At 59.7% G+C, this 22846-nt stretch carries 19 protein-coding genes; 5 read left to right on the top strand and 14 right to left on the bottom strand.

Annotated elements, in window-relative coordinates; all coding sequences use genetic code 11:
* The 4 genes from ACR0C9_RS05540 to purC form a co-directional block, all read right to left on the bottom strand.
* Complete coding sequence (locus ACR0C9_RS05540; protein ID WP_480780560.1) at positions 1-1779, bottom strand: sensor histidine kinase; 1779 nt, start codon at positions 1777-1779, stop codon at positions 1-3.
* A gap of 36 nt (positions 1780-1815) precedes the next feature.
* Positions 1816-2484, bottom strand: a complete 669-nt coding sequence (purQ, locus tag ACR0C9_RS05535) for a phosphoribosylformylglycinamidine synthase subunit PurQ (RefSeq protein WP_170450854.1) — start codon at positions 2482-2484, stop codon at positions 1816-1818.
* A gap of 25 nt (positions 2485-2509) precedes the next feature.
* Complete coding sequence (gene purS / locus ACR0C9_RS05530) at positions 2510-2740, bottom strand: phosphoribosylformylglycinamidine synthase subunit PurS (RefSeq protein ID WP_117872765.1); 231 nt, start codon at positions 2738-2740, stop codon at positions 2510-2512.
* A gap of 264 nt (positions 2741-3004) precedes the next feature.
* The gene (purC, locus tag ACR0C9_RS05525; protein WP_170450855.1) at positions 3005-3760 is read right to left on the bottom strand and encodes a phosphoribosylaminoimidazolesuccinocarboxamide synthase; all 756 of its coding nucleotides are present in this window, start codon (positions 3758-3760) and stop codon (positions 3005-3007) included.
* Positions 3761-3947: 187 nt separating this feature from the next.
* On the opposite strand from purC, the gene ACR0C9_RS05520 reads away from it, so the two are divergent.
* Both ACR0C9_RS05520 and bmt read left to right on the top strand, forming a co-directional pair.
* Positions 3948-4268, top strand: a complete 321-nt coding sequence (locus ACR0C9_RS05520) for a DUF1476 domain-containing protein (protein ID WP_170450857.1) — start codon at positions 3948-3950, stop codon at positions 4266-4268.
* A gap of 125 nt (positions 4269-4393) precedes the next feature.
* Complete coding sequence (gene bmt / locus ACR0C9_RS05515; RefSeq protein WP_480780559.1) at positions 4394-5410, top strand: betaine--homocysteine S-methyltransferase; 1017 nt, start codon at positions 4394-4396, stop codon at positions 5408-5410.
* Positions 5411-5416: 6 nt separating this feature from the next.
* On the opposite strand, the gene ACR0C9_RS05510 is transcribed toward bmt, so the two are convergent.
* From ACR0C9_RS05510 to ACR0C9_RS05465, 10 genes are all read right to left on the bottom strand, one after another.
* The gene (locus ACR0C9_RS05510; protein WP_170518418.1) at positions 5417-6193 is read right to left on the bottom strand and encodes an enoyl-CoA hydratase-related protein; all 777 of its coding nucleotides are present in this window, start codon (positions 6191-6193) and stop codon (positions 5417-5419) included.
* A gap of 73 nt (positions 6194-6266) precedes the next feature.
* On the bottom strand, positions 6267-6722 hold the full coding sequence (locus ACR0C9_RS05505; protein ID WP_170450864.1) for a cytochrome c-type biogenesis protein: 456 nt from the start codon (positions 6720-6722) through the stop codon (positions 6267-6269).
* Positions 6719-8683, bottom strand: a complete 1965-nt coding sequence (locus tag ACR0C9_RS05500; protein ID WP_480780693.1) for a heme lyase CcmF/NrfE family subunit — start codon at positions 8681-8683, stop codon at positions 6719-6721. The genes ACR0C9_RS05505 and ACR0C9_RS05500 overlap by 4 nt, the downstream gene beginning before the upstream one ends.
* 75 nt (positions 8684-8758) lie before the next feature.
* On the bottom strand, positions 8759-9337 hold the full coding sequence (locus ACR0C9_RS05495) for a holin family protein (protein WP_480780558.1): 579 nt from the start codon (positions 9335-9337) through the stop codon (positions 8759-8761).
* Positions 9328-9939, bottom strand: a complete 612-nt coding sequence (locus ACR0C9_RS05490; RefSeq protein WP_480780557.1) for a holin-associated N-acetylmuramidase — start codon at positions 9937-9939, stop codon at positions 9328-9330. Before ACR0C9_RS05490 ends, ACR0C9_RS05495 begins: the two co-directional genes overlap by 10 nt.
* 150 nt (positions 9940-10089) lie before the next feature.
* Positions 10090-10536 (bottom strand): cytochrome c maturation protein CcmE, encoded by a 447-nt coding sequence (ccmE, locus tag ACR0C9_RS05485; protein WP_170518405.1) that lies wholly within the window; start codon positions 10534-10536, stop codon positions 10090-10092.
* 7 nt (positions 10537-10543) lie between these two features.
* Positions 10544-11572 carry an N-acetyl-gamma-glutamyl-phosphate reductase gene (gene argC, locus ACR0C9_RS05480; RefSeq protein WP_480780556.1) on the bottom strand — a complete coding sequence of 343 codons (1029 nt, stop codon included), beginning with the start codon at positions 11570-11572 and terminating at the stop codon, positions 10544-10546.
* Between the two features lie 94 nt (positions 11573-11666).
* Positions 11667-12476 (bottom strand): aspartate/glutamate racemase family protein, encoded by an 810-nt coding sequence (locus tag ACR0C9_RS05475; RefSeq protein WP_170518399.1) that lies wholly within the window; start codon positions 12474-12476, stop codon positions 11667-11669.
* 8 nt (positions 12477-12484) lie between these two features.
* Positions 12485-13363 (bottom strand): lysophospholipid acyltransferase family protein, encoded by an 879-nt coding sequence (locus tag ACR0C9_RS05470; RefSeq protein ID WP_170518396.1) that lies wholly within the window; start codon positions 13361-13363, stop codon positions 12485-12487.
* 79 nt (positions 13364-13442) lie between these two features.
* Complete coding sequence (locus ACR0C9_RS05465; protein ID WP_480780555.1) at positions 13443-16862, bottom strand: indolepyruvate ferredoxin oxidoreductase family protein; 3420 nt, start codon at positions 16860-16862, stop codon at positions 13443-13445.
* A gap of 169 nt (positions 16863-17031) precedes the next feature.
* Between ACR0C9_RS05465 and ACR0C9_RS05460 the strand changes: the two genes are divergently transcribed.
* From ACR0C9_RS05460 to purL, 3 genes are all read left to right on the top strand, one after another.
* Entirely contained in the window at positions 17032-17940 is a 909-nt protein-coding gene (locus ACR0C9_RS05460; protein ID WP_480780554.1) for a LysR family transcriptional regulator, read from the top strand.
* Between the two features lie 270 nt (positions 17941-18210).
* A complete protein-coding gene (locus tag ACR0C9_RS05455; protein ID WP_170450883.1) occupies positions 18211-20463 on the top strand; it encodes a mechanosensitive ion channel family protein in 2253 nt (750 codons plus the stop codon).
* Positions 20464-20653: 190 nt separating this feature from the next.
* Entirely contained in the window at positions 20654-22813 is a 2160-nt protein-coding gene (gene purL / locus ACR0C9_RS05450; protein WP_480780553.1) for a phosphoribosylformylglycinamidine synthase subunit PurL, read from the top strand.
* The last annotated feature ends 33 nt before the right edge of the window (positions 22814-22846 follow it).

Below are 22846 nucleotides of genomic sequence, written 5' to 3'. Positions count from 1 at the left end.
TTATTCTGCGGCCTCAAGGCCGTCGCTTTCCAGTATCGGCAATTGCATCTCAAATACCGCGCCGCCGTGTTGTCCGTTGCGCGCGGTTAGCCGTCCACCATGGTCGTTCACGATCCCGGACGAGATGGCAAGCCCCAGTCCGACGCCATCGCCGGGCTGCTTGGTGGTGTAGAAGGGCTCGAACAGGTTCTCGATATCCTCGATCCCGTAGCCATTGTCGCGCACGGTCAGCACCGCCGTATCACCCGCTGCCAGGATGATTTCCACATCCGGCTCTGCCACCGATTTGGTGGCGTCCAGCGCATTGCGCAAGAGGTTGACCATTACCTGCTCAATCCGCATCCGGTCACCCATCACCACCACAGGTTCTTCCGGCAGGATCTGAGTGATCTTCACATGTCGCTGGCGCAGTTGCGGTTCCATCATCGACAGGGACGAGGCCAGCGCTTCACCAAGATTCACAGGTGAAAACGCATCTGCCCCTTTGCGAGCGTAAGATTTCAGTTGCCGTGTGATCGCACCCATGCGCTCGATCAGCCCATCGATGCGGCCAAAGCTGGCCAGCGCCTCTTCGGGGCGGTTGCGGCGCAGCAGCAGACGCGCGCCAGCCAGATAGGTTTTCATCGCCGCCAGCGGTTGATTGAGCTCGTGGCTCACCGCCGCAGACATCTCGCCCAACGCCGCCAGTTTCGAGCTTTGGGCAAGGGTCTGCTCGGCCAAATCCAGCGTCTTTTCAACCCTTTCCCGCTCAGCGATTTCCCGCTGTAGCCTTGTGTTCAATGCGCGAAGCTCTGCCGACTCGCGCTGGAACAGGGCCATCCGCAAGGTGGCCCGACGGCTGAGCGCATAGAAGGTCAGCGCCAGAAGAATCGCAAATCCCATGATTTCCAGCGCAAGCACGCTGTTCACCCGCTCGCGCACCGACTCGTACGAGGTGAACGAGGTCATCTGCCAGCCGCGGAACGGGATGCGTTTTTCCATTCGCATCACCGCCTCACCCTGCAGGTAGGCGTCGGGCGGAAGCGCCGTCCAATCGGTCGTGGCCCGGATCGCGCGTTGAATTGCGCCCTGAGGCGGCTGGCGCAGCATCGCCGACGTCTCATCCAGACCGCGCCATTGCGGCTCGGTTGAAAGGATGATGTTGCCGGTGCTGTCGGTCACCAGAACGGCGTGCGAAATACCTGCCCAGGCCCGCTCGAATTTCTGCAAATCGACCTCGACCACGATCACGCCGAGGATTTCGGCCGCACCTTGAATTCGGCGCGAATAGACAAAGCTGTAGCCGCCGGATTCCCTTGGTATGACCGAAAACAAAGTCGAATTGGCCCGGATTGCATCCACGAAATAAGGCGCGTTTCGATGCGCCTCACCCAGTCGGTTGCGGTCGGTGGCGGCAACCGTACGCCCGTCTCCATCCAGCAGCATCAGCGACGCGGCGCCGATTTCTTCCACGAACGAAATCAGGCGTTGGGTGGACAGCGTATAATCGCTGGATTGCAACGCCGAGATCAGGGTGGGGTCGCGCGACAACAATTGCGGAACAATGGCGTTGCGGCGCAACTCGCTCAGCAAGTTGCCGGAATCAAGCGCCAGCCGCAGTTCGGCGCTGTTTCGGGTGTCTTCGGTGAAGCGGTCGGTCAGCAGACGGTTGGTGATCCAGACCGTTGCTACCGTGACCAAAAGCAGCAGGATGATGGCCAGACGCAGCCGCCACCCCAGAGGTGCCCCGCGAAAGGGTCGTGCCAGTTTGGACCAGCCTGTGCGAACCTCGGTACTCATACCCAGAAGGTACGCGCGCTAGGGCCCAACCTCAAGTCACGCCGGAGCGAGCACGCCCGACAATGCGCGGAACAATGCCGTACCATCGGTGCCGCCGTGACCTTCATCCGCGGCCCGTTCCGGGTGCGGCATCATCCCGAGAACACGACGGTTTTCCGACAAAATACCAGCAATATCCCCGACCGAGCCGTTCGGGTTCTCGGTATAGGTGAACGCTATCCGGTCCTGATCGCGCAGCGTGGACAATGTGGCATCATCCGCGAAATAGTTGCCGTCGTGATGCGCAATCGGAATGCCAATCACGTCGCCAGCATTGTAGCCTTCGGTAAAGGCGCTGTTGCTGGTTTCGACCTTCAGGCCGACAGTTCTGCAGATGTATTTCAGCCCCGCATTACGCAACAGCGCGCCCGGCAGGATACCGGTCTCGGTCAGGATCTGAAAGCCGTTGCAGATACCCACGGCATAGCCGCCACGCTCGGTATGTTCGACAACCGCCTTGCAGATCGGGGATTGGGCCGCAATCGCGCCACACCGCAGGTAGTCGCCATAGGAAAAGCCGCCCGGAACGCCGACGATGTCGATCCCGTCCGGCAATGCCGCATCCTTGTGCCAGACCATATCGACCTGAAAACCGGCCTGTTCGAAAGCCACGGCAAGGTCCCGGTCGCAGTTCGAGCCGGGGAATACGATGACGGCAGCACGCATGGCAGACCCTCCTTTGCGGGTAATATCAGACCAGTTCGATCTCGTAGCGTTCGATGACCGTATTGGCCAACAGCTTCTCGCACATCTCGGTCACGTCAGCCTCGGTCGCGCCGTCTGCCAGCTCAAGGTCGATCACCTTGCCCTGGCGCACACCTTCGACCTGATCAAAGCCCATGGCGCCCAATGCGTGCCGCACAGCCTCGCCCTGCGGGTCCAGCACCCCGTTCTTGAGCATCACATGCACCCGTGCTTTCATTTTCGCAACTCCACCTGCGGGCCGCGCGTCAGGGCCCATTTCGTTGCGCGGGGGATAGCGTGGTTGCGGCCTTGGGACAACCCTGTTTGCACCGCAGTTTGACGCAGGTCGTTTTCTGGCCGCCACCGACGGGCATGTGCGACAAAGCCAGGCAATTCGGCGGCTCTGAATCCGCAAAGGGCGGTCACACTGGACGGGCTTTCAATCCCAACAAAAAAGCGCCACCGGATTCGCGGTGGCGCTTTGTTTCATCAGCCAAAGGGATCAGTTGATCAACGTTGGCTTGGTCACGTTGCTTTTCGGCAGCACACCCAGACGACGTGCAACTTCCGAATAGGCGTCGGTCAGATTGCCCAAATCACGGCGGAATACGTCCTTGTCCAGCTTCTGACCGGTTTCAATATCCCACAACCGGCAGCTATCGGGGCTGATTTCATCGGCCACGATCAAGCGCTGGTAATCGCCATCGAAAACGCGCCCGATTTCGATCTTGAAGTCGATCAGGCGAATTCCGACAGCCAGCATCAGGCCGCTCATGAAATCATTGACCCGCAGCGCAAGGCTTAGAATATCGTCCATGTCCTGCTGGCTGGCCCACCCGAAGGCGGCGATATGTTCCTCGGTGACCAGCGGATCGCCCAGCGAGTCATCCTTGTAGCAATACTCGACAATCGGGCGCGGCAACTGCGTGCCTTCGGCAATGCCCAGACGTTTGGACATCGTCCCTGCGGCATAGTTCCGGACGATCACTTCCAGCGGCACAATCTCGCAATTGCGCACCAGTTGCTCGCGCATGTTCAGGCGGCGGATGAAATGTGTGGGCACGCCGATCTGGTTCAGACCGTTCATGAAGAACTCGGACAGGCGGTTGTTCAACACGCCCTTGCCATCGATCACGTCCTTCTTTTCCGCATTGAACGCGGTGGCGTCATCCTTGAAATACTGCACAATCGTGCCCGGCTCGGGGCCTTCATACAGAATCTTGGCTTTGCCTTCGTAGATTTTCTTGCGACGCGCCATAAGCGACCTTTCCAGACTGATCAGAGGGATCGAGTCCCCTCACGTTGGCGTCCTCATAGTCCAAGCCCCCTCTTCCCGCAAGTTTACAGACCAGCGAGACTTTGACACAGCGCAAATACCTTGCACCGATGGTCCCGTATGGTCATATCATCAATGCAGACATCCTAACCCAAGAGGCCCCTGTCCCATGACCACTTTTGACGAGCGTGAAGCTGCGTTTGAATCGAAATTTGCACATGACGAAAAGATGCAGTTCATCGCCCGGATGCGCCGCAACCGGTTTATGGCTGTCTGGGCCTCGACCCTGAAGGGCGAGACCGTTGAACAGGCGCGCAAATACGGGCAGGAACTGGTGCACACGGACCTGCAGAATGTAAGCGAGGATGACGTGGTCAACGCGGTCAAAGGCTATCTGGGTGATCTGGCGGATGAAGCCAAAATCCGTTCAAAGATGGTCGAGCTGCTGGTCGAGGCCAAAGAACAGGTCATGGCCGAGGCCGATATCTGACCCTTCTCACAGAATTGCTCATGATCTTCATGAGTAATATGAATTTGATTTGACGCCCCTGTCATGAGACACGGGGCGTCTCTTTTTTCTTACAGGCGCATTACGCCTTGCTTCGGAATACCCCAATGACAAACGCGCTGACTGAACTTCTGAACACCGCCGATGCCATTCTGGCAGACGGCGCGACCGGCACCAATCTGTTCAATATGGGCCTGCAATCCGGCGATGCGCCCGAGCTTTGGAACGTTGACGCGCCGGACAAGATCAGGGCGCTGTATCAGGGTTCGGTCGATGCGGGCAGCGATCTGTTTCTGACCAACACCTTTGGTGGCACGGCCGCACGGCTGAAACTGCATGACGCACAGAATCGCGTGGGTGAGCTGAACCGCATCGGGGCCGAACTGGGCCGTGAAGTGGCGGACAAGGCCGGGCGCACCGTGATCGTGGCCGGGTCCGTCGGCCCGACCGGTGAGATCATGGAGCCTGTCGGCAGCCTGTCCCATGCGGAAGCGGTCGAGATGTTTCACGAACAGGCCGAGGCGCTGAAAGAAGGTGGCGCTGACGTCTTGTGGCTGGAAACCATCAGCGCGCCCGAGGAATTCCGCGCCGCCGCCGAGGCGTTTGCACTGGCCGACATGCCCTGGTGTGGCACCATGAGCTTTGACACCGCCGGGCGCACCATGATGGGCGTGACCTCTTCCGATCTGGCCCTGCTGGTCGAGACCCTGCCCAACCCGCCAGTGGCCTTTGGCGCGAATTGCGGCACAGGCGCGTCGGACATTCTGCGCACGGTTCTGGGCTTTGCGGCTCAGGGCACCGAACGCCCGCTGATTTCCAAAGGCAATGCGGGTATTCCGAAATATGTGGATGGCCACATCCACTATGACGGTACGCCTGATCTGATGGCGCAATACGCCGTGATGGCCCGCGATGCCGGGGCCACCATCATCGGTGGCTGCTGTGGTACCATGCCCGCGCATCTGGAAAAGATGCGCCGCGCTTTGGACACCACGCCGCGCACGGAACGCCCAACGCTGGATCAGATCACCGACGCGTTGGGGCCGTTCACGTCGGCCTCGGACGGCACGGGCGAGGATGCGGCAGCGCCGGAACGGCGCACGCGCCGTCGCCGCCGCGCCTGATTGCGATCAGCGCCCCTCGAATTTGGCGGGGCGCTTTTCCAGAAAGGCCACAACACCTTCGGCAAAGTCGCGCGAACGTCCGCATTCGCCCTGCAAATGCGCCTCGGTCGTCAACTGCTGCGTCAGCGTGTTTTCGTATGTTCCGCGCAGGGCCTGTTTCATCGCTGCAAAGCCTGCGGTCGGGCCGTTGGCCAGATAGGTGGCCCGCTTGCGCCAATGCGCGGCAAAATCCTCATCCGCGACCGCTTCCCAGATCAAACCCCAGTCATCCGCCTGACGGGCGCTGATTTTCTCGGCAAACAGCGACGCCCCCATCGCCTTGGCCAGCCCCATCTGACGCGGCATGAACCAGGTTCCGCCCGCATCCGGCAACAGTCCGATCAGGGCAAAAGCCTGCAGGAAATACGCACTTTCGGTTGCGATCACCACATCGGCACACAGCGCCAGATTCGCCCCCGCCCCGGCAGCCGGGCCGTTCACGGCGGCGATGGTCGGAACCGGGCAGTCATGGATGGTTTCAAGCATCGGCTGATACTCATCACGCAGGGACCGTTCGAGATCGATCTTCCCGGTCGATGACGCATCGCCCAGATCCTGCCCCGAGCAAAACGCCCCACCGGCCCCGGTCAGCACGACACAGCGCGCGTGGCGAGCGGCGTGTTTCATGGCATGGGTGATTTCCGCGCGCATCTGCGTGGTCAGAGCGTTCATCTTGTCCGGACGGTTGAATGTCAGAACGGCAAGCCCGTCCGTGATGTCCAACAGGATCGTTTCATAATCCATGCAAAGCCTCCCCTGGCGACAGTTTCAGCGAACCCTGACGTATTCGCAGGACAAGGGGAAGTGGAACCGCGCGTCAATCTTCCAGAATCTGACGCAGCCGTTCCTTTTCTTCGTCGCTGAGCGTATCCGTCTCGCCCGCCGCCTGAACTTTGGAACGGTTTCGAACAAAGTTCCACCCCATGCCAGCCGCAACCAGCAGCATCAGCGGACCGGCCAGCCACAGCATCAGGTTGGATCCCGTAACTTTCGGTTTCAGCAACACATATTCGCCATAGCGATCGACGATAAAGGAAATCGCCTGCTCGTCTGTATCCCCCGCGACCAGCCGTTCCCGCAGCAACAGGCGCAAATCGCGGGCGAGGTCCGCGTTGCTTTCATCGATGCTTTCATTTCGGCACACCAGACAGCGCAACCCCGTGCTAAGGTCACGCGCGCGCTGTTCCAGAACCGGATCGTCCAGAACCTCGTCAGGTTGCACGGCAAATCCGGGCGTCGCCAGCAGCATCAGGATCAAGATCAGGCGCTTCATTCCGCAGGTACTCCGGCCGAGGGGGTCTTGCGCGCGCCAGCAGCAACCCGGAAACGACGGTCACACAGGCTGAGAACACCACCCAGCGCCATCAGGATACATCCCGCCCAGATCCAGTTGGCAAAAGGTTTGACATAGGTCCGCATCACCCAGCCCCCATCGGCCTGTTGATCGCCAATCACCACATAAAGATCACGCAGAACCCGGTAGTCAATCGCCGCCTCGGTGGTGGGCATGCGCGCCACCGGATAGTCTCGTTTCTCTGGGTGCAAAGTGCCAATCACCCGATCGCCGGATTCAACCAGAACATCGGCCGTGGTCGAAAAATAGTTCGGTCCCTGCACGCGTCGCACGTCTTCCAGCGTCAGGGTAAACTGCCCCACCTCGAACGGCTGACCGGGTTGGGCGACCCGAATATCCTCAACCTCCCACGCGGTCAGACCGGCGATGGCGAAGATGGTGACGCCCAGCCCGGTATGGGCCACGGCCTTGCCCCAATCGGCCCCCGGCAGGCGAAACAGCCGTTTCAGATTTCCTTTTCGGCCCGTACGGCTCCACAGATCAATAATCGCGCCGAGCGTGATCCAGGCCCCAAGGAACAGCCCCACCGGACCCAGCGCGCTGCGCCCGGTCTGCATTGCCCAAACCAACAGCCCCAAGGCCACGGCCAGCAGAAAGGCATAGCGCAGAGACCATGCCGTCTTGCCCAGCTTGCCCCGTTTCCAAGGAAGCATCGCACCAATGGGCAGAACGAGACCCAGCAGCACCATGAACGGCGTGAAGGCGACATTGAAAAACGGCGGCCCGACCGAGAGTTTCCGGTCAAACATCATCTCGGCCACCATCGGCCACATGGTCCCGGCGAATACGACAAAGCAGCTGACGGCCAGAAGAACGTTATTCACCACCAGCGCGCTTTCACGGCTGACAACACCAAAGACGCCCTTAGCCTCCATCGCCTGCGCGCGCGCCGCAAACAGGGTCAGTGCGCCGCCGATGAAGAAAACAAGGATCATCAGGATGAACACGCCGCGCTCGGGATCCGTTGCAAAGGCGTGCACCGAGGTCAGTAGGCCCGAGCGGACAATGAACGTCCCGATCAGCGAGAACCCAAAGGCGATGATCGCCAGCAAGATGGTCCAGCTTTTTAACGCTTCGCGCTTTTCAACCACAATGGCCGAATGCAACAGCGCCGCCGCCAGCAACCACGGCATGAACGAGGCATTCTCGACGGGGTCCCAGAACCAGAACCCACCCCAGCCAAGCTCGTAATACGCCCACCACGATCCCAGCGCGATACCGATGGTCAAAAAGACCCAGGCCGCCAGAGTCCACGGACGTACCCACCGCCCCCAGGCCGCATCAACCCGCCCCTCGATCAGCGCGGCGACGGCAAAGCTGAAGGCCATGCTAAGGCCCACATAGCCGAGGTACAGAAACGGCGGGTGAAACGCCAAACCGGGGTCCTGCAGCAGCGGGTTCAGGTCGCGCCCATCAAAGGGCGCAACGGCAAGCCGGTCGAACGGGTTCGAAGTGAACAGGATAAAGGCAAAAAACGCCACCGCCACGGCCGATTGCACAGCCAGCACCCGTGCCTTCAACGTCGGCGGCAAACCACCGCCAAAGACCGCAGCCATGGCGCCAAACAGGGTCACGATCAGCACCCATAGCAGCATCGACCCTTCGTGGTTCCCCCATGTCCCGCTGATCTTGTAGATCATCGGTTTCGCGGAATGACTGTTTTCAACCACGATCCGCAGCGAGAAATCCGAGCTTGTGAACGCCCAGACCAAGGCCCCAAATGAAAATGCGGTCAGCAGGAACTGCGAAATCGCGGCAGGTTCCGCAAATATCATCCACCCGGTCCACCGCTTGGCAGCGCCGACAAGAGGCACCACGCTTTGCACGATGGCGACCAGAAAGGCTAGAATTAAGGCGAAGTGACCGAGCTCTGTAATCATGCCCATGGATATACTCCGCAGGCTTCCTGATCGCCAATCACTTTCGCCGATTTCAGGCGCACATAGTGTCGCGGTTCAGGCGCTGCGCAACCGTTTCCAATCGACCAATGCAGGATTGGGATCGGCGTGCATCACCTCAAGCTGCGACCCGGCATCCGGGCCGGTATCGGCAGCGCCCGGGCTGTCACTGCGCAACTCCCTCAGCGCGCGCAGATTGTCCATGACCTGCGAGGCCCGCAACATGGTCTGAGATATCTCACGCTGCAAATCCTGCGCCTTGGCCTGATGGCGCGCGCCGAAATAGAACGAGACGATGACACCCAGCAACCACCACAAAGGTTCAGGCACCAGTGCGATCCCCTGCATCCGCGCGGCAAACCACAAGGGGTCGATCATCGCCGCCGCAAACAGGCCCAGCGTTCCCAACGCCAGCGCCGGGCGCGGTACGCGGTTCAGCCCGTCCATAAACCGGTCAAACGCACCCTTGCGCGGCACCTGAAACTCGGCACTGAATTGCGCCATCGCCTGCCCTTGCACGGCCAGCGCCCGCCTGGCCCCTTCTTCGGAGTTTTCTCTGAATATTTCCGCAGTTTCACGCACGACGTTGCGCCCGCCGCCGAATAGAAAACCCAACACGCCCGTAATCAACCCCATGCTGCAACTCTCCTTTGAAACTCAACGTCACCCATGTGGTATTTGGGCGAAATGAACTCCTCGGCCCGCCTGATCCATCCGCCTTTCCCACCGGCACGGCTGCGCGCGTATTTTCGCGATGCGGGGCGTCGATCCGCCAACCGGAAATAATAGTTTCGGCGCGCCACGCCATATGCATCCCGAAGGGCAACAGCGTCAGGGCGCAACGCCTCTTCACAGGCGCGTTCCGTCTGCGGACCAATGACCCCATCAACCGCCACATCAAAGCCCATCTCGCGCAATAACCTCTGAAGGATTCGAACCGCCTGCGCACCCGCGTTGACATACATGTCAAACACCGTCGCGTGCAGAGTATCGGGCAAGGCGGCAATGCGCGGCTTCTCAAAATAGTGCCGCACGAAAATATCGACCGCCTGCCCTCGGCTCAGCGCCCGGACATCGGCGGTGTCGACCTGCCCATCGCCGTTTAAATCCAACCCAAGCCTGCGCATGGTGTGAACGGTGACGCCAAACTTCGTGGCCCCGCCCGGATCGTCCGGGTCGTCCACAAACCCGCCTTCCCGCGCTACGATCTCTGCGGCTATCTGTTGAACCGTCTGCATATCTTCCCCTGACCAATCTGTCGGGCAAAACGGTCACGCAAGACAGTTAACATCTCCAAACAAAACAGGGCGCTGCCGCCTTATACGCGCAACGCCCCTGCTTCTTCTGTTCAAAAATACCTCCGCCGGAGGCACGCAGCGCAGCTGCGTTCAGCTTTCCTCAGGCCCCTTGTATACGCCTTGTTCTTTCAAAGCATCCATCACTTCCTTCGGCATATAAGTCTCATCGTGTTTCGCAAGTATTTCAGTGGCTTCAAATACACCGTTCACGTAACTTCCGGTCCCCACCATGCCCTGATTTTCAGAAAACAGATCCGGCAGAACACCGGTAAAGGCCACCTGTACGCTTTCGCCGCCATCAGTCACGACGAAACGCACCGTCTCACCCTGCCCGCGCACGATCGAGCCTTCCTCGACCAAGCCACCGATGCGAAACACCTCGGTCGGTGCGGGCGGTTCCGCGATCACCTGACTGGGCGAGCGGAAAAAGTTGATGCCGTCGCGCATTGCGTACCCAATCAACGCCGTCGACGCCACAAGGGCGACAACGGCCACCAGAATGACCTGAACTCGACGACGTTTCTTGAGCGTTTTCATACCGTCCTCACGGGAATAGAGGAGCCATCATCAGCCCCCGGGTTTCATCCTCACCTAACATCAGGTTGGCGTTCTGCAAGGCTTGCCCACTGCTACCTTTTGTCAGATTATCCAGCGCAGCGACCACAATCGCGCGCCGTTCGATCCGGTCAGCCACCACACCGATATGGCAGAAGTTCGAGCCCCGCACATGATGGGTCGACGGGGCTTCGCCCATTGGCAGCATCTGAATGAACGGCTCGCCTTCATAGGCCTTGGCCAGCGTCTCAAAGATGCTCTGCGGGTCGCCCTTTACATAGGTCGTCGCCAGAATCCCCCGGTTCGCCGGGACCAGATGCGGCGTGAATTGCACATGGACCGTGCGCCCGGCGAGTTTCGAGAATTCCTGATCAAACTCACCCAGATGCCGGTGCGTACCACCGATGGCATAGGCGTTGTACCCCTCGCTCAACTCGGCGTGCAGCAGGTTCTCTTTCAAAGACCGCCCCGCACCCGAGACTGCGCATTTCAAATCCAGCACGATATCGTCCAGATCGATCACACCGGCCGAGATCAACGGCCGCAGCACATACTGCCCCGTCGCCGCGTTGCAGCCTGTACCAGCCACCAGCCGAGCGGTGCGGATCTCGTCCCGGTAGAACTCGGTCAGGCCATAGACAGCCTCTTCCTGCTGCTCCAACGCACTGTGCGGATTGCCGTACCATTTTTCGTACTCATCCGCGTCCCGCAGCCGGAAATCTGCGGACAGGTCGATGATTTTCAGGGTCTTCGGCAGATCGCGGATCACATCCTGACTGGTTTTGTGTGGCAAAGCGCAGAAACACAGATCGATCTGAGAGAAGTCGATTTCCGAAATCTTGCACAGATCCGGCAGGTCCATATGGCGCAGATGCGGGAAGACCTGCGCCATGCTCATGCCTGCCTTACGCTCGGCCGCCAGCGCGACGATGTCCATGTTCGGGTGCTCGGCGATCAGCCGCACCAATTCGGCGCCGGTATAACCGGATGCGCCCAGAATTGCGATTTTGTGGGTCATGTCAGACCTCTTCTTTCCATGTGTCACATTTCATGACCGCCGATGTGACGGTCTTGGATTTAGAAAATTGGAAGGGGCGCGTCCTTGACCTAAATCAGGCCGCCTCGAACGAGATTTGTCGTCGGAGGAATTGTGTCGCCCGATCGCTGACAAAACCCGGCTTGCCGGTCGTCAGGAATCCGCTCGTGCCGTCGCCCAGCATATTGGGGTGGCGTTGCAGGTAGTCCGCCAGACTTGCGGCAACCAGATCGCCCTGGCTGAAGACCTGAACATCCGGGCCCAACGCGGCCTGAAAGGTCTCGGCCATCAACGGGTAATGGGTGCAGCCCAGAATCGCGGCCTGAGGGTCGGGCATTTTCCGTTTCAACGCATCCACATGGCTGCGTACCAATGCCTCGGCCAGAATCATGTCGCCATCTTCAATGGCATCGACCACACCACCGCAGGCCTGCGCCTCGACATCGACGCCAATCGCGCGGAACGCCAGTTCCCGCTGAAAGGCCCGGCTGGATACGGTGGCAGGTGTGGCAAACAGGGCAACGTGCTTCACCGCAACCTCGCGCGGGGGTGAGTTATCGCCCCACTGCCGTTCGGTCAGAGCTTCGATCAGAGGAACGAAAACGCCCAGAACCCGCTTACCCTCGGGCACACCCGCTTCCTGCATCCGCCGCAGCGCAGCGGCGCTGGCGGTATTGCAGGCCAGAATCACCAGATTGCAGCCGCGATCCCACAGTTCGTGCACCGCCTTGCGGGTCAGTTGATAGATATCCTCGGCGTCGCGCACACCGTAAGGCGCGTGTGCACTGTCCGCAAAATACAGGAAATCAACGTCCGGCAGGTGTTTCTGCGCGGCGTTCAGGACGGTCAGACCGCCCAAACCGGAATCAAAGATGCCTACTGCCATTTGCCCCTTCAGGCGCGATGCCGTTCCTCGAATTCATAGCCGTAGTCATAAGACTTCAGCGGTGTCGGAGACAGCTCATACGTGGCTTTGCGCAGGAAATCCATCATCTTGCGCGTATCCTTGCCCAACGGGTCCAGAACATCGCGCCCGATGGGCTCGCCAATCACCACTTTGACCGGGGTATCGACGCGTTTCTTGAATTCTTTGATCAGCAGTCCCATCCGCAACGTGTTGTGCAGATGGCTGGCGATCTGGAACAGGCGCGAGGTGTGCCCGTCGAAAAACACGGGCACCACGGTCGCGTTCGATTTTGCCACCATTCGGGCCGTGAACCCACGCCAACCCGGATCCATCGGATAGGCAAACGGGTTGACCGCCGTGCTGACCGTACCGCCCGGGAAAATCCCAATCGCCCCGCCATCCCCCAGATAGTTCAGCGCGGTTTTGCGGGTTTCCAGGTTCAGCTTCATCGCCTCTTTCGTCTCATCAAACGAAATCGGCAGGATGATGCGGTTCAATTCCTCGGCCTTGCGGAACACCCTATGGGCCAGAATGCGGAAATCGCCGCGCGTCTCGGAAAGCATATGCCCCATCATCAGACCATCCAGAATGCCATAGGGGTGGTTGGCAATCAGGATCAAAGGTCCGTCCTTGGGGATATTCGACAACGACCCGCCCACAACGTCCAGCGTCAGCCCATATCGTTCGACCATGACGGCCCAGAAGTCGCGCCCTTTGGCCACGTCTTTTTCATACCCATCCGCACGCTTGATCAGGCGCATTCGGCCCGTTGTATTCTCCATAAGCTTGATAACCATCCGACCGCCTTTGGTTTCGGCGGAATGGGCGTAGGAAATGTCACGAACGACATGACGGCGCGAGGGCATTTACGGACTCCGGTTGTTCGCCTGTATTATATGTTTGAGGCGCAATTTTGCCTAGCTATCGTGACAGGTTTGTGACGCCTCATTCCGCCGCAGCGCGCAGTTCTGGCCCTCCACTTTTGATGGTCGCTAGCAATTCCTCGCGCCGTTTCGCGGCTTTGGCCTCGTTTTCCAGCAAAACCGGGCCGAAACCGCGGATTTCCAGCGGCAGACGCGCCAGGGCGGCAATGGCTTCTTGCGTGTCCTGAGACACCAAAGGCAGAACCTGCTTCATGTCCTTTTCATATTGCCGGATCAAAGCGCGTTCCATTTTGCGCTCGGCCGAGTATCCGAAAATGTCCAGAGGTGTTCCCCGCAGCACCTTCATCTTCGCCATCAGCTTAAGCGGCCCCAGCATCCACTCACCAAAGGCGCGTTTGCGCGGTCTGCCGTTACCGCCTGCTCTGCCAAAGATCGGCGGGGCAAGATGGAAGGTCATCTTGAAGTCGCCATCAAACTCCGCCGCCGCTTTGTCCCGGCTGCTGAGCAGCAATCGGGCAACCTCGTATTCGTCCTTGTAGGACAGCAGTTTGTGGTATCCCTTGGCCGCCGCTTCCTGGATCTTGGCATCCTCGATCCCATCCACCAGCTTGCGATAACGTTTGGCCAGCCGCTTGGATTGGTAGTTGGTCAAGTGCTGCGCCCGGAACTCAATCATCTGGTCCAGAGATTTCGGCAACTCGGTGACCGAGGGCGACAACATCGCCTGCACCTCGTCCGGGTGCAGAACAGCCCAGCGGCCTACATTAAAGGCGCGTTTATTGCGCTCAACCGCTGTGCCGTTGAGTTCGATGGCACCCATTATGGCCTCGTAGGTAACCGGCAGGACGCCGCGCTGCCAGGCCGCACCAAAGACCATCATGTTGGAATAGATCGAATCGCCCATCACCACCTTTGCCAACTCGGTGGCATCAAATAGCGTGACATCGTCTTTCAGCCGCGCCTGCAAGGCCAGTTCCAACTGATCGGCCGGGATGCGGAATTCGGTGTCGCGGGTGAAGTCGCCGGTTACGGTTTCGTGGCTGTTGACCACGGCACCTGTCTGTCCGGCCCGTGTCAGGCCCAGCGTCTTGGCCCCGGCTGACACCACCAAATCGCCACCAATCAGCGCGTGCGCCTCACCCGTGGCCACGCGAATGGCGCTGATGTCTTCCGGCTTGTTGGCCAGACGGCAGTGGATATGAACCGCGCCGCCTTTTTGCGCCAGACCTGCCATCTCCATCATGCCCGCGCCCTTGCCGTCTATCTGCGCGGCCTGCGCCAGAATAGCACCAAGGGTCACGACGCCCGTGCCACCAACCCCGGTGATGACCACGTTATGCGTGCCCCTGATCTGCGGTAGCTCCGGCAGTGGCAGATCGGGCAGATCAAGCTGTTTCGTCGCCTCTTTCCGAATTTTCGCCCCTTCCAGAGTGACAAAGGACGGGCAGAACCCGTTCAGGCACGAAAAATCCTTGTTACAGCTTGATTGATCAATCGCCCGCTTGCGGCCCAGTTCGGTTTCCTTGGGCACGATCGAGACGCAGTTCGATTGCACCCCGCAATCGCCGCAACCTTCGCAGACATCCGTGTTGATAAAGACGCGTTTGTCCGGGTCCGGGAATTCGCCCCGCTTGCGGCGGCGGCGTTTTTCAGCAGCGCAGGTTTGGACATAGACGATGACCGAGACACCCTCGATCTCGCGGAACCGATCCTGCACCTGCATCAACTCGGCCCGTTCGAAGGTTTCGACGCCGGAGGGCAAGGCACCAAGGTTCACGTCTTCTTTCTCGTCATAAACGAGCGCTACGTGTTGGACGCCCATGGCCTTGACCTCGGCCACAATCCGTTCGGCGGTCAGATCGCCTTCGTTTCCCTGTCCACCAGTCATGGCAACCGCGTCGTTGAACAGAATCTTGAAGGTGATGTTCGTGCCCGCCGACAAAGCGGCCCGGATCGCCTGCACGCCCGAGTGGTTATAGGTTCCGTCGCCAAGGTTCTGGAACACATGGCTCGTGGTCGAAAACGGAGCTTCCCCAATCCAGTTCGCGCCCTCGCCGCCCATCTGAGTGAACCCGGTCGTTTCCCGATCCATCCACTGCACCATGTAATGGCACCCGATCCCGGCATAAGCCCGGCTGCCCTCGGGCACTTTGGTCGAGCTGTTATGCGGACAGCCCGAACAGAAATACGGCAGGCGCGTTGCGATTTCCTGGGCGTTGTCGGCCCGACGCGCCTCGGACAGTTTACCCAGACCGGCGCGAACACCATCGGTATCGCGGCCCTCTTCGATCAGGATCTCACCCAGTTTCTCGGCAATCATGATCGGGTCCAGCGCGCCGCGCGTTGGGAACAGTTCCTCGCGGTGCAAGGTCCCGGCCCCGCCTTTGTACCAACCGTAAACGCGGCGGCCGCGGCGGTCGTCAAAGATGGCTTCCTTGACCTGCACCTCGATCAGTTTGCGCTTTTCTTCAACGATTACAATCAGGTCCAGCCCCTCGGCCCAGTCATGGAACCCGGCCATATCCAGCGGAAACGTCTGCCCGATCTTGTAGGTGGTGATGCCAAGGCGATCGGCCTCGGCCTCATCAATGTTCAGCAGCGACAGCGCGTGGGCCAGATCCAGCCAGTTCTTGCCAGCCGCCACAAACCCGATCTTGGCCCCCGGCTTGCCCCAGACCCGTTTATCCAGCTTGTTGGCATGAGAAAACGTCTCGGCCGCGAAACGTTTATAGTCGATGATCCGCGCCTCTTGCAGATGCGGCGTGTCGCCCAGTCGGATGTTCAGTCCGCCCTCGGGCATGTCGAACTCGGGCATTACCAGACCCACCCGGTCCGGCCTGCCATCCACGACCGAGGTCACCTCGATCGTGTCCTTCATCGTTTTCAAGCCAACCCAGACACCGGCAAACCGGCTGAGTGCAAAGCCGTAGATGCCGTAGTCCAATATCTCCTGCACGCCCGCCGGGCTGACCACCGGCATATACATATCGACCAAAGACCACTCGGATTGGTGCAAAACGGTCGAGCTTTCGCCCGTGTGGTCATCCCCCATCGCCATCAGCACGCCGCCATGCTGTGCCGTGCCCGCCATATTGGCGTGACGCATCACATCGCCCGACCGGTCGACACCCGGCCCTTTGCCGTACCAAAGACCGAACACACCATCATAGCGCCCATCGCCGCGCAATCCGGCCTGCTGACTGCCCCATAACGCGGTGGCGGCCAGATCTTCGTTCAGACCGTACTGAAAGGTCACGTCACTTTCGGCAAGATATCGCTGCGCCCGCATCATCTGCTGATCGACCGCGCCAAGTGGCGAACCGCGATATCCGGTCACCAGTCCCGCCGTATTCAGCCCGGCCTGCCGGTCGCGCGCGCGCTGCATCAGCATCAGACGCACCAGCGCCTGCGTTCCGTTCAAAAGAACAGGCGATTTCTCAAGATCGAACCGGTCGTTCAGCGATATTTGTGGCTGACTCATCAGACGTCTCCCCTCGTCAGATCAGTGTGCTTCATATTCTCGCATATTAGGTCACAAATACTGACCTGTATAGAGTTTATCCACTGAAACCTAACGATTTCACCGTTTGTTTGTGGAACTTGTTACCTATTTCATATAGGCCTTCCCGAGGATAACGAAAGTTGCGGCGATGGATTGGGATAAGCTTAGGATATTTCACGCGGTTGCAGATGCAGGCAGCCTGACCCATGCGGGGGACAAGCTCAATTTGTCTCAATCCGCCGTGAGCCGTCAGATCCGCGCGCTGGAAGAATCACTCGATGCGACCCTGTTTCACCGTCACGCCCGTGGCCTGATCCTGACCGAACAGGGTGAGTTGTTGTTCGATGCGACCTCGGCCATGTCCAAACGCCTCGACGCTGCAGCTGCCCGCATCCGCGACAGCGAGGATGAGGTGTTCGGCGTCCTGCGTGTTACCACGACCTTCGGCTTTGGTACCCTGTGGCTGGCCCCGCGCCTGCCAAAGCTCTACGAGCAATACCCCGATCTGAACATCGACCTGATGCTGGAAGAACGCGTTCTGGACCTGCCCATGCGTGAGGCCGACGTTGCCATCCGCATGAAAGAACCCAGCCAGGCCGATCTGGTGCGCAAGCGGCTGATGACTGTACAGATGACGCTGTATGCCACGCAGGAGTACATCGAAACGCATGGCGGCAACCTGAAGTCGCTGGACGAGATCAAGGATCATCGCCTGATCTGCCAAACCCCCGCAGCGCCTCAGGTCGGGGCAAGCGCGTCAATGGTACGCCATTTGATGACCTATAATCCGGGGTCGCTGCTGACGGTGAACAACTACTTCGGCGTCCTGCAGGCCGTGCTGCACAATCTGGGCATTGGCGTTCTACCCGATTATGTCACGCAGGATTTCCCGCATCTGGTCCCGGTCCTTTCCGATATCGAAACCGCCGATGTTCCGGTTTATCTGGCCTACCCCGAGGAATTGCGGCACTCTAAACGCGTTGCAGCGTTCCGCGATTTTGTTCAGGCCGAAATCATTGAACAACGCAAGCAGTCGAAGAAATTGGGTAAACTATAGATATGCGCGCAGGGCATATCAGGGTTGTCCAATGCACAGTCTGAAACTCCTTGAACGTTAACAAACTGATCCCTAAATGAGCACTCGAAGGCGGTGATGCTGAAACGCTCATCATCTTCATACCTCCCTGTTGGACTATGGCCGAGCTTAGTGCTCGGCCTTTTTTTTGGTTTCACGGGTTGTCAGGGCGGTGAAACTGCTGGGAAATCTGGCGGCTTGTGCCTATGATCCCGAAAAACAACTAAATTTTTCGCGATCGAGGACAAATCAATGTTCCACCCCCTACGCCTTTTGGCGGCGCTTTTGTCATTTGTGCTGATGACCGCGCCATTGCATGCGCAAATCGCCACAACGTCGTCATCGGACGCACCTGCCACAGTGACCATCCCCGAGGACCTGACCCCGGAACAGGTAGATGGTCTGGTGGCCCGCATGTCGGATGATCAAGTCAGGTCGATCCTGTTGGAGCGTCTGGATGCCGTTGCCGAAAAAAACGCGGCAGAGGCGGAGGAGGTTGACGATCCGATCACGGAACTCAACGAAATCTGGACCGAGATGGTGACGTCGTGGACGCAGGTCATCATGACCGTACCGAACATCTTCCATGCCCAGGTCGAGGCGGTTTCGAATTTCACGGGAACCTTTGGAGCCAGCGGGGCGCTTACACTTATGGGGTTGGTCCTGAGTGTTCTGGTCGTGGGCTTCATCGCGGAAAAGCTGTTTGAGCTGCTGACGCGTCGTTGGCATGTCCAGGCTGAGGTTGAAGAAGAAGGCGACCTGTGGGGCGCTGTCCGCTACCTGTTTGGTCGTTTCTGCCGAGAAATCGCCGGGCTTGTGGTGTTCTATGTGGTGATCCGCGCGGTCGGTCGCGGCCTTTTGTCTGCAGAACAAATCACCTATGCCGCGCCTTTCGTGTTCTATCTGATCTGGGTTCCGCGACTGGGTGCAGCCGCCTCGCGTTTCATTCTCGCACCCAAAAAACCGCATTACCGTTTGGTCAATATTGACGATCACTGGGCGAAATACCTGCATCGTAACCTGATTGGCCTGCTGATCTTGATCGGCTTCACGCTGTTCCTGTTGCACTTCAACCGGCTGAACGGGATCACCAGCGGCGAGACGCGCATTGGTTTCTGGCTGAACGCGGGGATTCACATCTATATCGGCGTCATCGCGTGGAAAGCGCGTGAGGGCCTGTCGCAGATGATGCTGGGCACCGACCCGGACCACACAAAATTCGACGAGGAAGTGGCGCACTACTATCCCTACTTCGCGATCGGTGTCTCGGCGGCGATCTGGCTATTGGTCGAGTTTCTGGTGGCTCAGCGCGATCCGTCGTCGCTTGCGCTTCTTGTTCAGGGCGCGCATTTCGCCACGATGTTCTGGCTGCTGATCGCGCCTGCGCTGGATACGTTAATCCGGGGTCTGGTGCGTCACCTGCAACCGCCAATGCTGGGCGAAGGCCCGGTGGCCGAGCAGGCCTACAGATCGACCAAACGCAGCTATATCCGCATTGGTCGCGTTCTGGCCGGTATCCTTGTGATCCTGATGATCGCCAAAGCCTGGAACCTGAACCTGCAGGAAATCGCAGGCGGCGCGCAGGAAGAAGGCAGCCGGCTGATCCAGTTCTTCATCATCATCGCGGTCGGCTACATCCTGAACGAGGTCGTCTCGCTTTGGATCAACCGTCGCCTGGCGAAAGAGATGACCGCCGATCAAAGCCCCGATGAAGAGGCTGGCGAAGGCGGCGGTTCGGGCGGATCGCGTCTGGCGACGGTTCTGCCGCTGCTGCGGGTCACGGCTCAGGTCGCGATTGCGGTGATCTTCCTCTTGCTGGCGCTGGGGGCCTTGGGTCTCGATATCACGCCGCTGCTGGCGGGTGCCGGTATCCTTGGTCTGGCCATCGGCTTCGGCGCGCAAAAACTGGTCTCGGACATTGTGGGCGGCATCTTCTTCCTGATCGACGATGCCTTCCGCGTGGGCGAATATGTCGATGTGGGCGGCACCACCGGCACGGTCGAGAAAATCTCGATCCGGTCGATGCAGCTGCGTCACCATCGCGGGCCGGTCCACACCATTCCTTACGGTGAGATTCAAAAGCTGACCAATTACAGCCGCGACTGGGTCATCATGAAGCTGAAATTCACCGTGCCTTTCGACACCGACCCCAACAAGGTTAAGAAGATCTTCAAGAAGATCGGCGCCGAGATGATGGAGGACGAGACTCACAAGGATGGCTTCCTGCAGCCCTTCAAGTCGCAGGGTGTGTTCGACTTTGACGATGTCGGCATGATCATCCGCGGCAAGTTCATGGCTAAACCGGGCAAGCAGTTCACCCTGCGCAAGGAAATCTTCAACCGGGTCAAGGCGTCGTTCAAGGAAAACGGCATCGACTTTGCCCGCCGCGAGGTGCGCGTTGCGATCCCGGGTCTGGATGAGGCCGAGAACCTGACGGATGAGCAAAAGGCAGCAGTTGGGGCCGCCGCAGCGGATGCCGCCAACAAGGCACAAAACCCCGCGTAACGATACGCAGCCAGCCCTCATTCTGTTGATGGCTGGCCGCTGAATTGCAAGGAAAGAACACGGAACCGCCCCTACCGTCGGTTCCGTTTTTCTTTGCCATAACCGCCCTGCGCTGACTTGGCCCTTTCCACAGGCCGCCCCTTGCCCTAAAAGGCGCGCAATCTCGGCCCACTTGGACACAGGACAGACGATGCAAGAGCCCGCTATCACACCCGATCTGATTGCCGCACACGGGCTCAAGCCCGAGGAATACGACATGATCCTCGAGATCATCGGGCGTGAACCGTCCTTCACCGAATTGGGCATCTTCTCGGCCATGTGGAACGAGCATTGTTCCTACAAGTCCTCGAAGAAATGGCTGCGCACCCTGCCGACCTCTGGCCCTCAGGTGATCTGCGGTCCGGGTGAAAACGCCGGTGTGGTCGATATCGGCGACGGTCAGGCGGTGGTCTTCAAGATGGAAAGCCACAACCACCCGTCCTACATCGAACCCTATCAGGGCGCGGCGACCGGCGTGGGCGGCATCCTGCGTGACGTCTTTACCATGGGCGCGCGTCCCATCGCCTCGATGAACGCGCTGTCCTTTGGTGAACCCGGCCACCACAAAACCCGCCAGTTGGTGAACGGCGTGGTCGAAGGTATCGGCGGCTACGGCAACTGTTTCGGCGTCCCGTGCGTCGGCGGCGAGGTGCGGTTCCATCCCGCCTATAACGGCAACTGCCTTGTAAACGCATTTGCCGCCGGTCTGGCCGACAGCGACAAAATCTTCTACTCGGCCGCATCGGGCGTCGGGATGCCGGTCGTCTATCTGGGTGCGAAAACCGGCCGTGACGGCGTCGGCGGCGCGACCATGGCCTCGGCCGAGTTCGATGACACCATCGAAGAAAAACGCCCCACCGTTCAGGTCGGCGACCCTTTCACCGAAAAGCGCCTGATGGAGGCGACACTGGAGCTGATGCAGACCGGTGCCGTGATCTCGATCCAGGACATGGGCGCGGCGGGTCTGACCTGTTCTGCCGTGGAAATGGGCGACAAGGGCGGTCTGGGCGTGCGCCTTGATCTGGAAAACGTCCCCCAGCGCGAAGAGAACATGACCGCATATGAGATGATGCTGTCGGAATCTCAGGAACGCATGCTGATGGTTCTCAAGCCAGAGCTTGAGGCCGAGGCCCGCGCCGTGTTCGAGAAATGGGATCTGGATTTTGCCATCGTTGGCGAAACCATCGCCGAAGACCGCTTTCTGATCATGCATAATGGTGAGGTCAAAGCAGATCTGGTCCTGTCGAAACTCTCCTCGACCGCGCCGGAATACGACCGCCCATGGGTGCCGACCCCCGAGGCCGCACCTTTGGAAGACGTGCCCCAGATCGATCCCATCGACGGTCTGCGCGCCCTGCTCGCCTCGCCCAACTACGCGGGCAAGCAATGGGTTTATGAGCAATACGACACGATGGTTATGGCCGACAGCACCCGCACGCCGGGACTGGGCGCAGGCATGGTCCGAGTGCACGGCACCGACAAGGTGCTGGCCTTCACCAGCGACGTGACGCCGCGCTACGTGCGCGCCAACCCGGTCGAAGGCGGCAAACAGGCGGTGGCCGAAGCCTATCGCAACCTGACTGCCGTCGGGGCCAAACCGCTGGCCACCACCGACAACCTGAACTTCGGCAACCCCGAAAAGCCCGAGATCATGGGTCAGTTCGTTGGTGCCATTCAGGGCATCGGTGCCGCCGTCGGCGCACTGGACATGCCCATCGTGTCGGGCAATGTCTCGCTTTATAACGAGACCGACGGTCAGGCGATCCTGCCCACCCCGACCATTGGTGCCGTGGGTCTGCTGAACCATTCCGATGAAATTATCGGCAATGAGGTTCGCGAGGGCCATGTTGCCCTGATCATCGGCGAGACCAATGGCCATCTCGGCCAATCCGCCCTGCTGGCCGAAGTGTTCAACCGTGAAGACGGCGACGCCCCGCATGTGGATCTGGACGCAGAAAAGCGCAACGGCGATTTCATCCGCGCCAACCGCGAGATGATCAAGGCCTGCACCGATCTGGGCGATGGCGGCCTGGCGCTGGCCGCGTTCGAACTGGCCGAGGCCGCTGGCGTGGGCGTCCAACTCGACGAAGCCCCGACCGAGTTCCTGTTCGGCGAGGATCAGGCCCGCTATCTGGTCGCCTGCAACTTCGATCAGGCCGAGGCGCTGATGATCGCCGCCGGTCAGGCCGGCGTACCGCTGGTCTCGGTCGGTCGTTTCACCGGCGACAGCGTCAAGATCGGCGCGTCCGAGGCATCGCTGGCGGATTTGCAAGACACGTTCCGCACCAGCTTTGCGGCGGCAGTTGCCTGACCTACAGGCTTCTTCTCGTCCCAAATACGGACA

This window comes from Ruegeria sp. C12, from assembly GCF_056537745.1.
This window is presented reverse-complemented; position numbering and strand designations above follow the sequence as displayed.

Coding starts and splice junctions, on each gene's coding strand:
- purL (WP_480780553.1), top strand. CDS start 20,654: ATGCAAGAGCCCGCTATCACACCCGATCTGATTGCCGCACACGGGCTC.
- ACR0C9_RS05505 (WP_170450864.1), bottom strand. CDS start 6,722: ATGAAGCGCCTGATCTTGATCCTGATGCTGCTGGCGACGCCCGGATTT.
- argC (WP_480780556.1), bottom strand. CDS start 11,572: ATGACCCACAAAATCGCAATTCTGGGCGCATCCGGTTATACCGGCGCC.
- purC (WP_170450855.1), bottom strand. CDS start 3,760: ATGGCGCGTCGCAAGAAAATCTACGAAGGCAAAGCCAAGATTCTGTAT.
- ccmE (WP_170518405.1), bottom strand. CDS start 10,536: ATGAAAACGCTCAAGAAACGTCGTCGAGTTCAGGTCATTCTGGTGGCC.
- ACR0C9_RS05510 (WP_170518418.1), bottom strand. CDS start 6,193: ATGGATTATGAAACGATCCTGTTGGACATCACGGACGGGCTTGCCGTT.
- purQ (WP_170450854.1), bottom strand. CDS start 2,484: ATGCGTGCTGCCGTCATCGTATTCCCCGGCTCGAACTGCGACCGGGAC.
- ACR0C9_RS05500 (WP_480780693.1), bottom strand. CDS start 8,683: ATGATTACAGAGCTCGGTCACTTCGCCTTAATTCTAGCCTTTCTGGTC.
- ACR0C9_RS05460 (WP_480780554.1), top strand. CDS start 17,032: ATGGATTGGGATAAGCTTAGGATATTTCACGCGGTTGCAGATGCAGGC.
- bmt (WP_480780559.1), top strand. CDS start 4,394: ATGACAAACGCGCTGACTGAACTTCTGAACACCGCCGATGCCATTCTG.
- ACR0C9_RS05475 (WP_170518399.1), bottom strand. CDS start 12,476: ATGGCAGTAGGCATCTTTGATTCCGGTTTGGGCGGTCTGACCGTCCTG.
- ACR0C9_RS05455 (WP_170450883.1), top strand. CDS start 18,211: ATGTTCCACCCCCTACGCCTTTTGGCGGCGCTTTTGTCATTTGTGCTG.
- purS (WP_117872765.1), bottom strand. CDS start 2,740: ATGAAAGCACGGGTGCATGTGATGCTCAAGAACGGGGTGCTGGACCCG.
- ACR0C9_RS05490 (WP_480780557.1), bottom strand. CDS start 9,939: ATGCAGACGGTTCAACAGATAGCCGCAGAGATCGTAGCGCGGGAAGGC.
- ACR0C9_RS05520 (WP_170450857.1), top strand. CDS start 3,948: ATGACCACTTTTGACGAGCGTGAAGCTGCGTTTGAATCGAAATTTGCA.
- ACR0C9_RS05465 (WP_480780555.1), bottom strand. CDS start 16,862: ATGAGTCAGCCACAAATATCGCTGAACGACCGGTTCGATCTTGAGAAA.
- ACR0C9_RS05495 (WP_480780558.1), bottom strand. CDS start 9,337: ATGGGGTTGATTACGGGCGTGTTGGGTTTTCTATTCGGCGGCGGGCGC.
- ACR0C9_RS05470 (WP_170518396.1), bottom strand. CDS start 13,363: ATGCCCTCGCGCCGTCATGTCGTTCGTGACATTTCCTACGCCCATTCC.
- ACR0C9_RS05540 (WP_480780560.1), bottom strand. CDS start 1,779: ATGAGTACCGAGGTTCGCACAGGCTGGTCCAAACTGGCACGACCCTTT.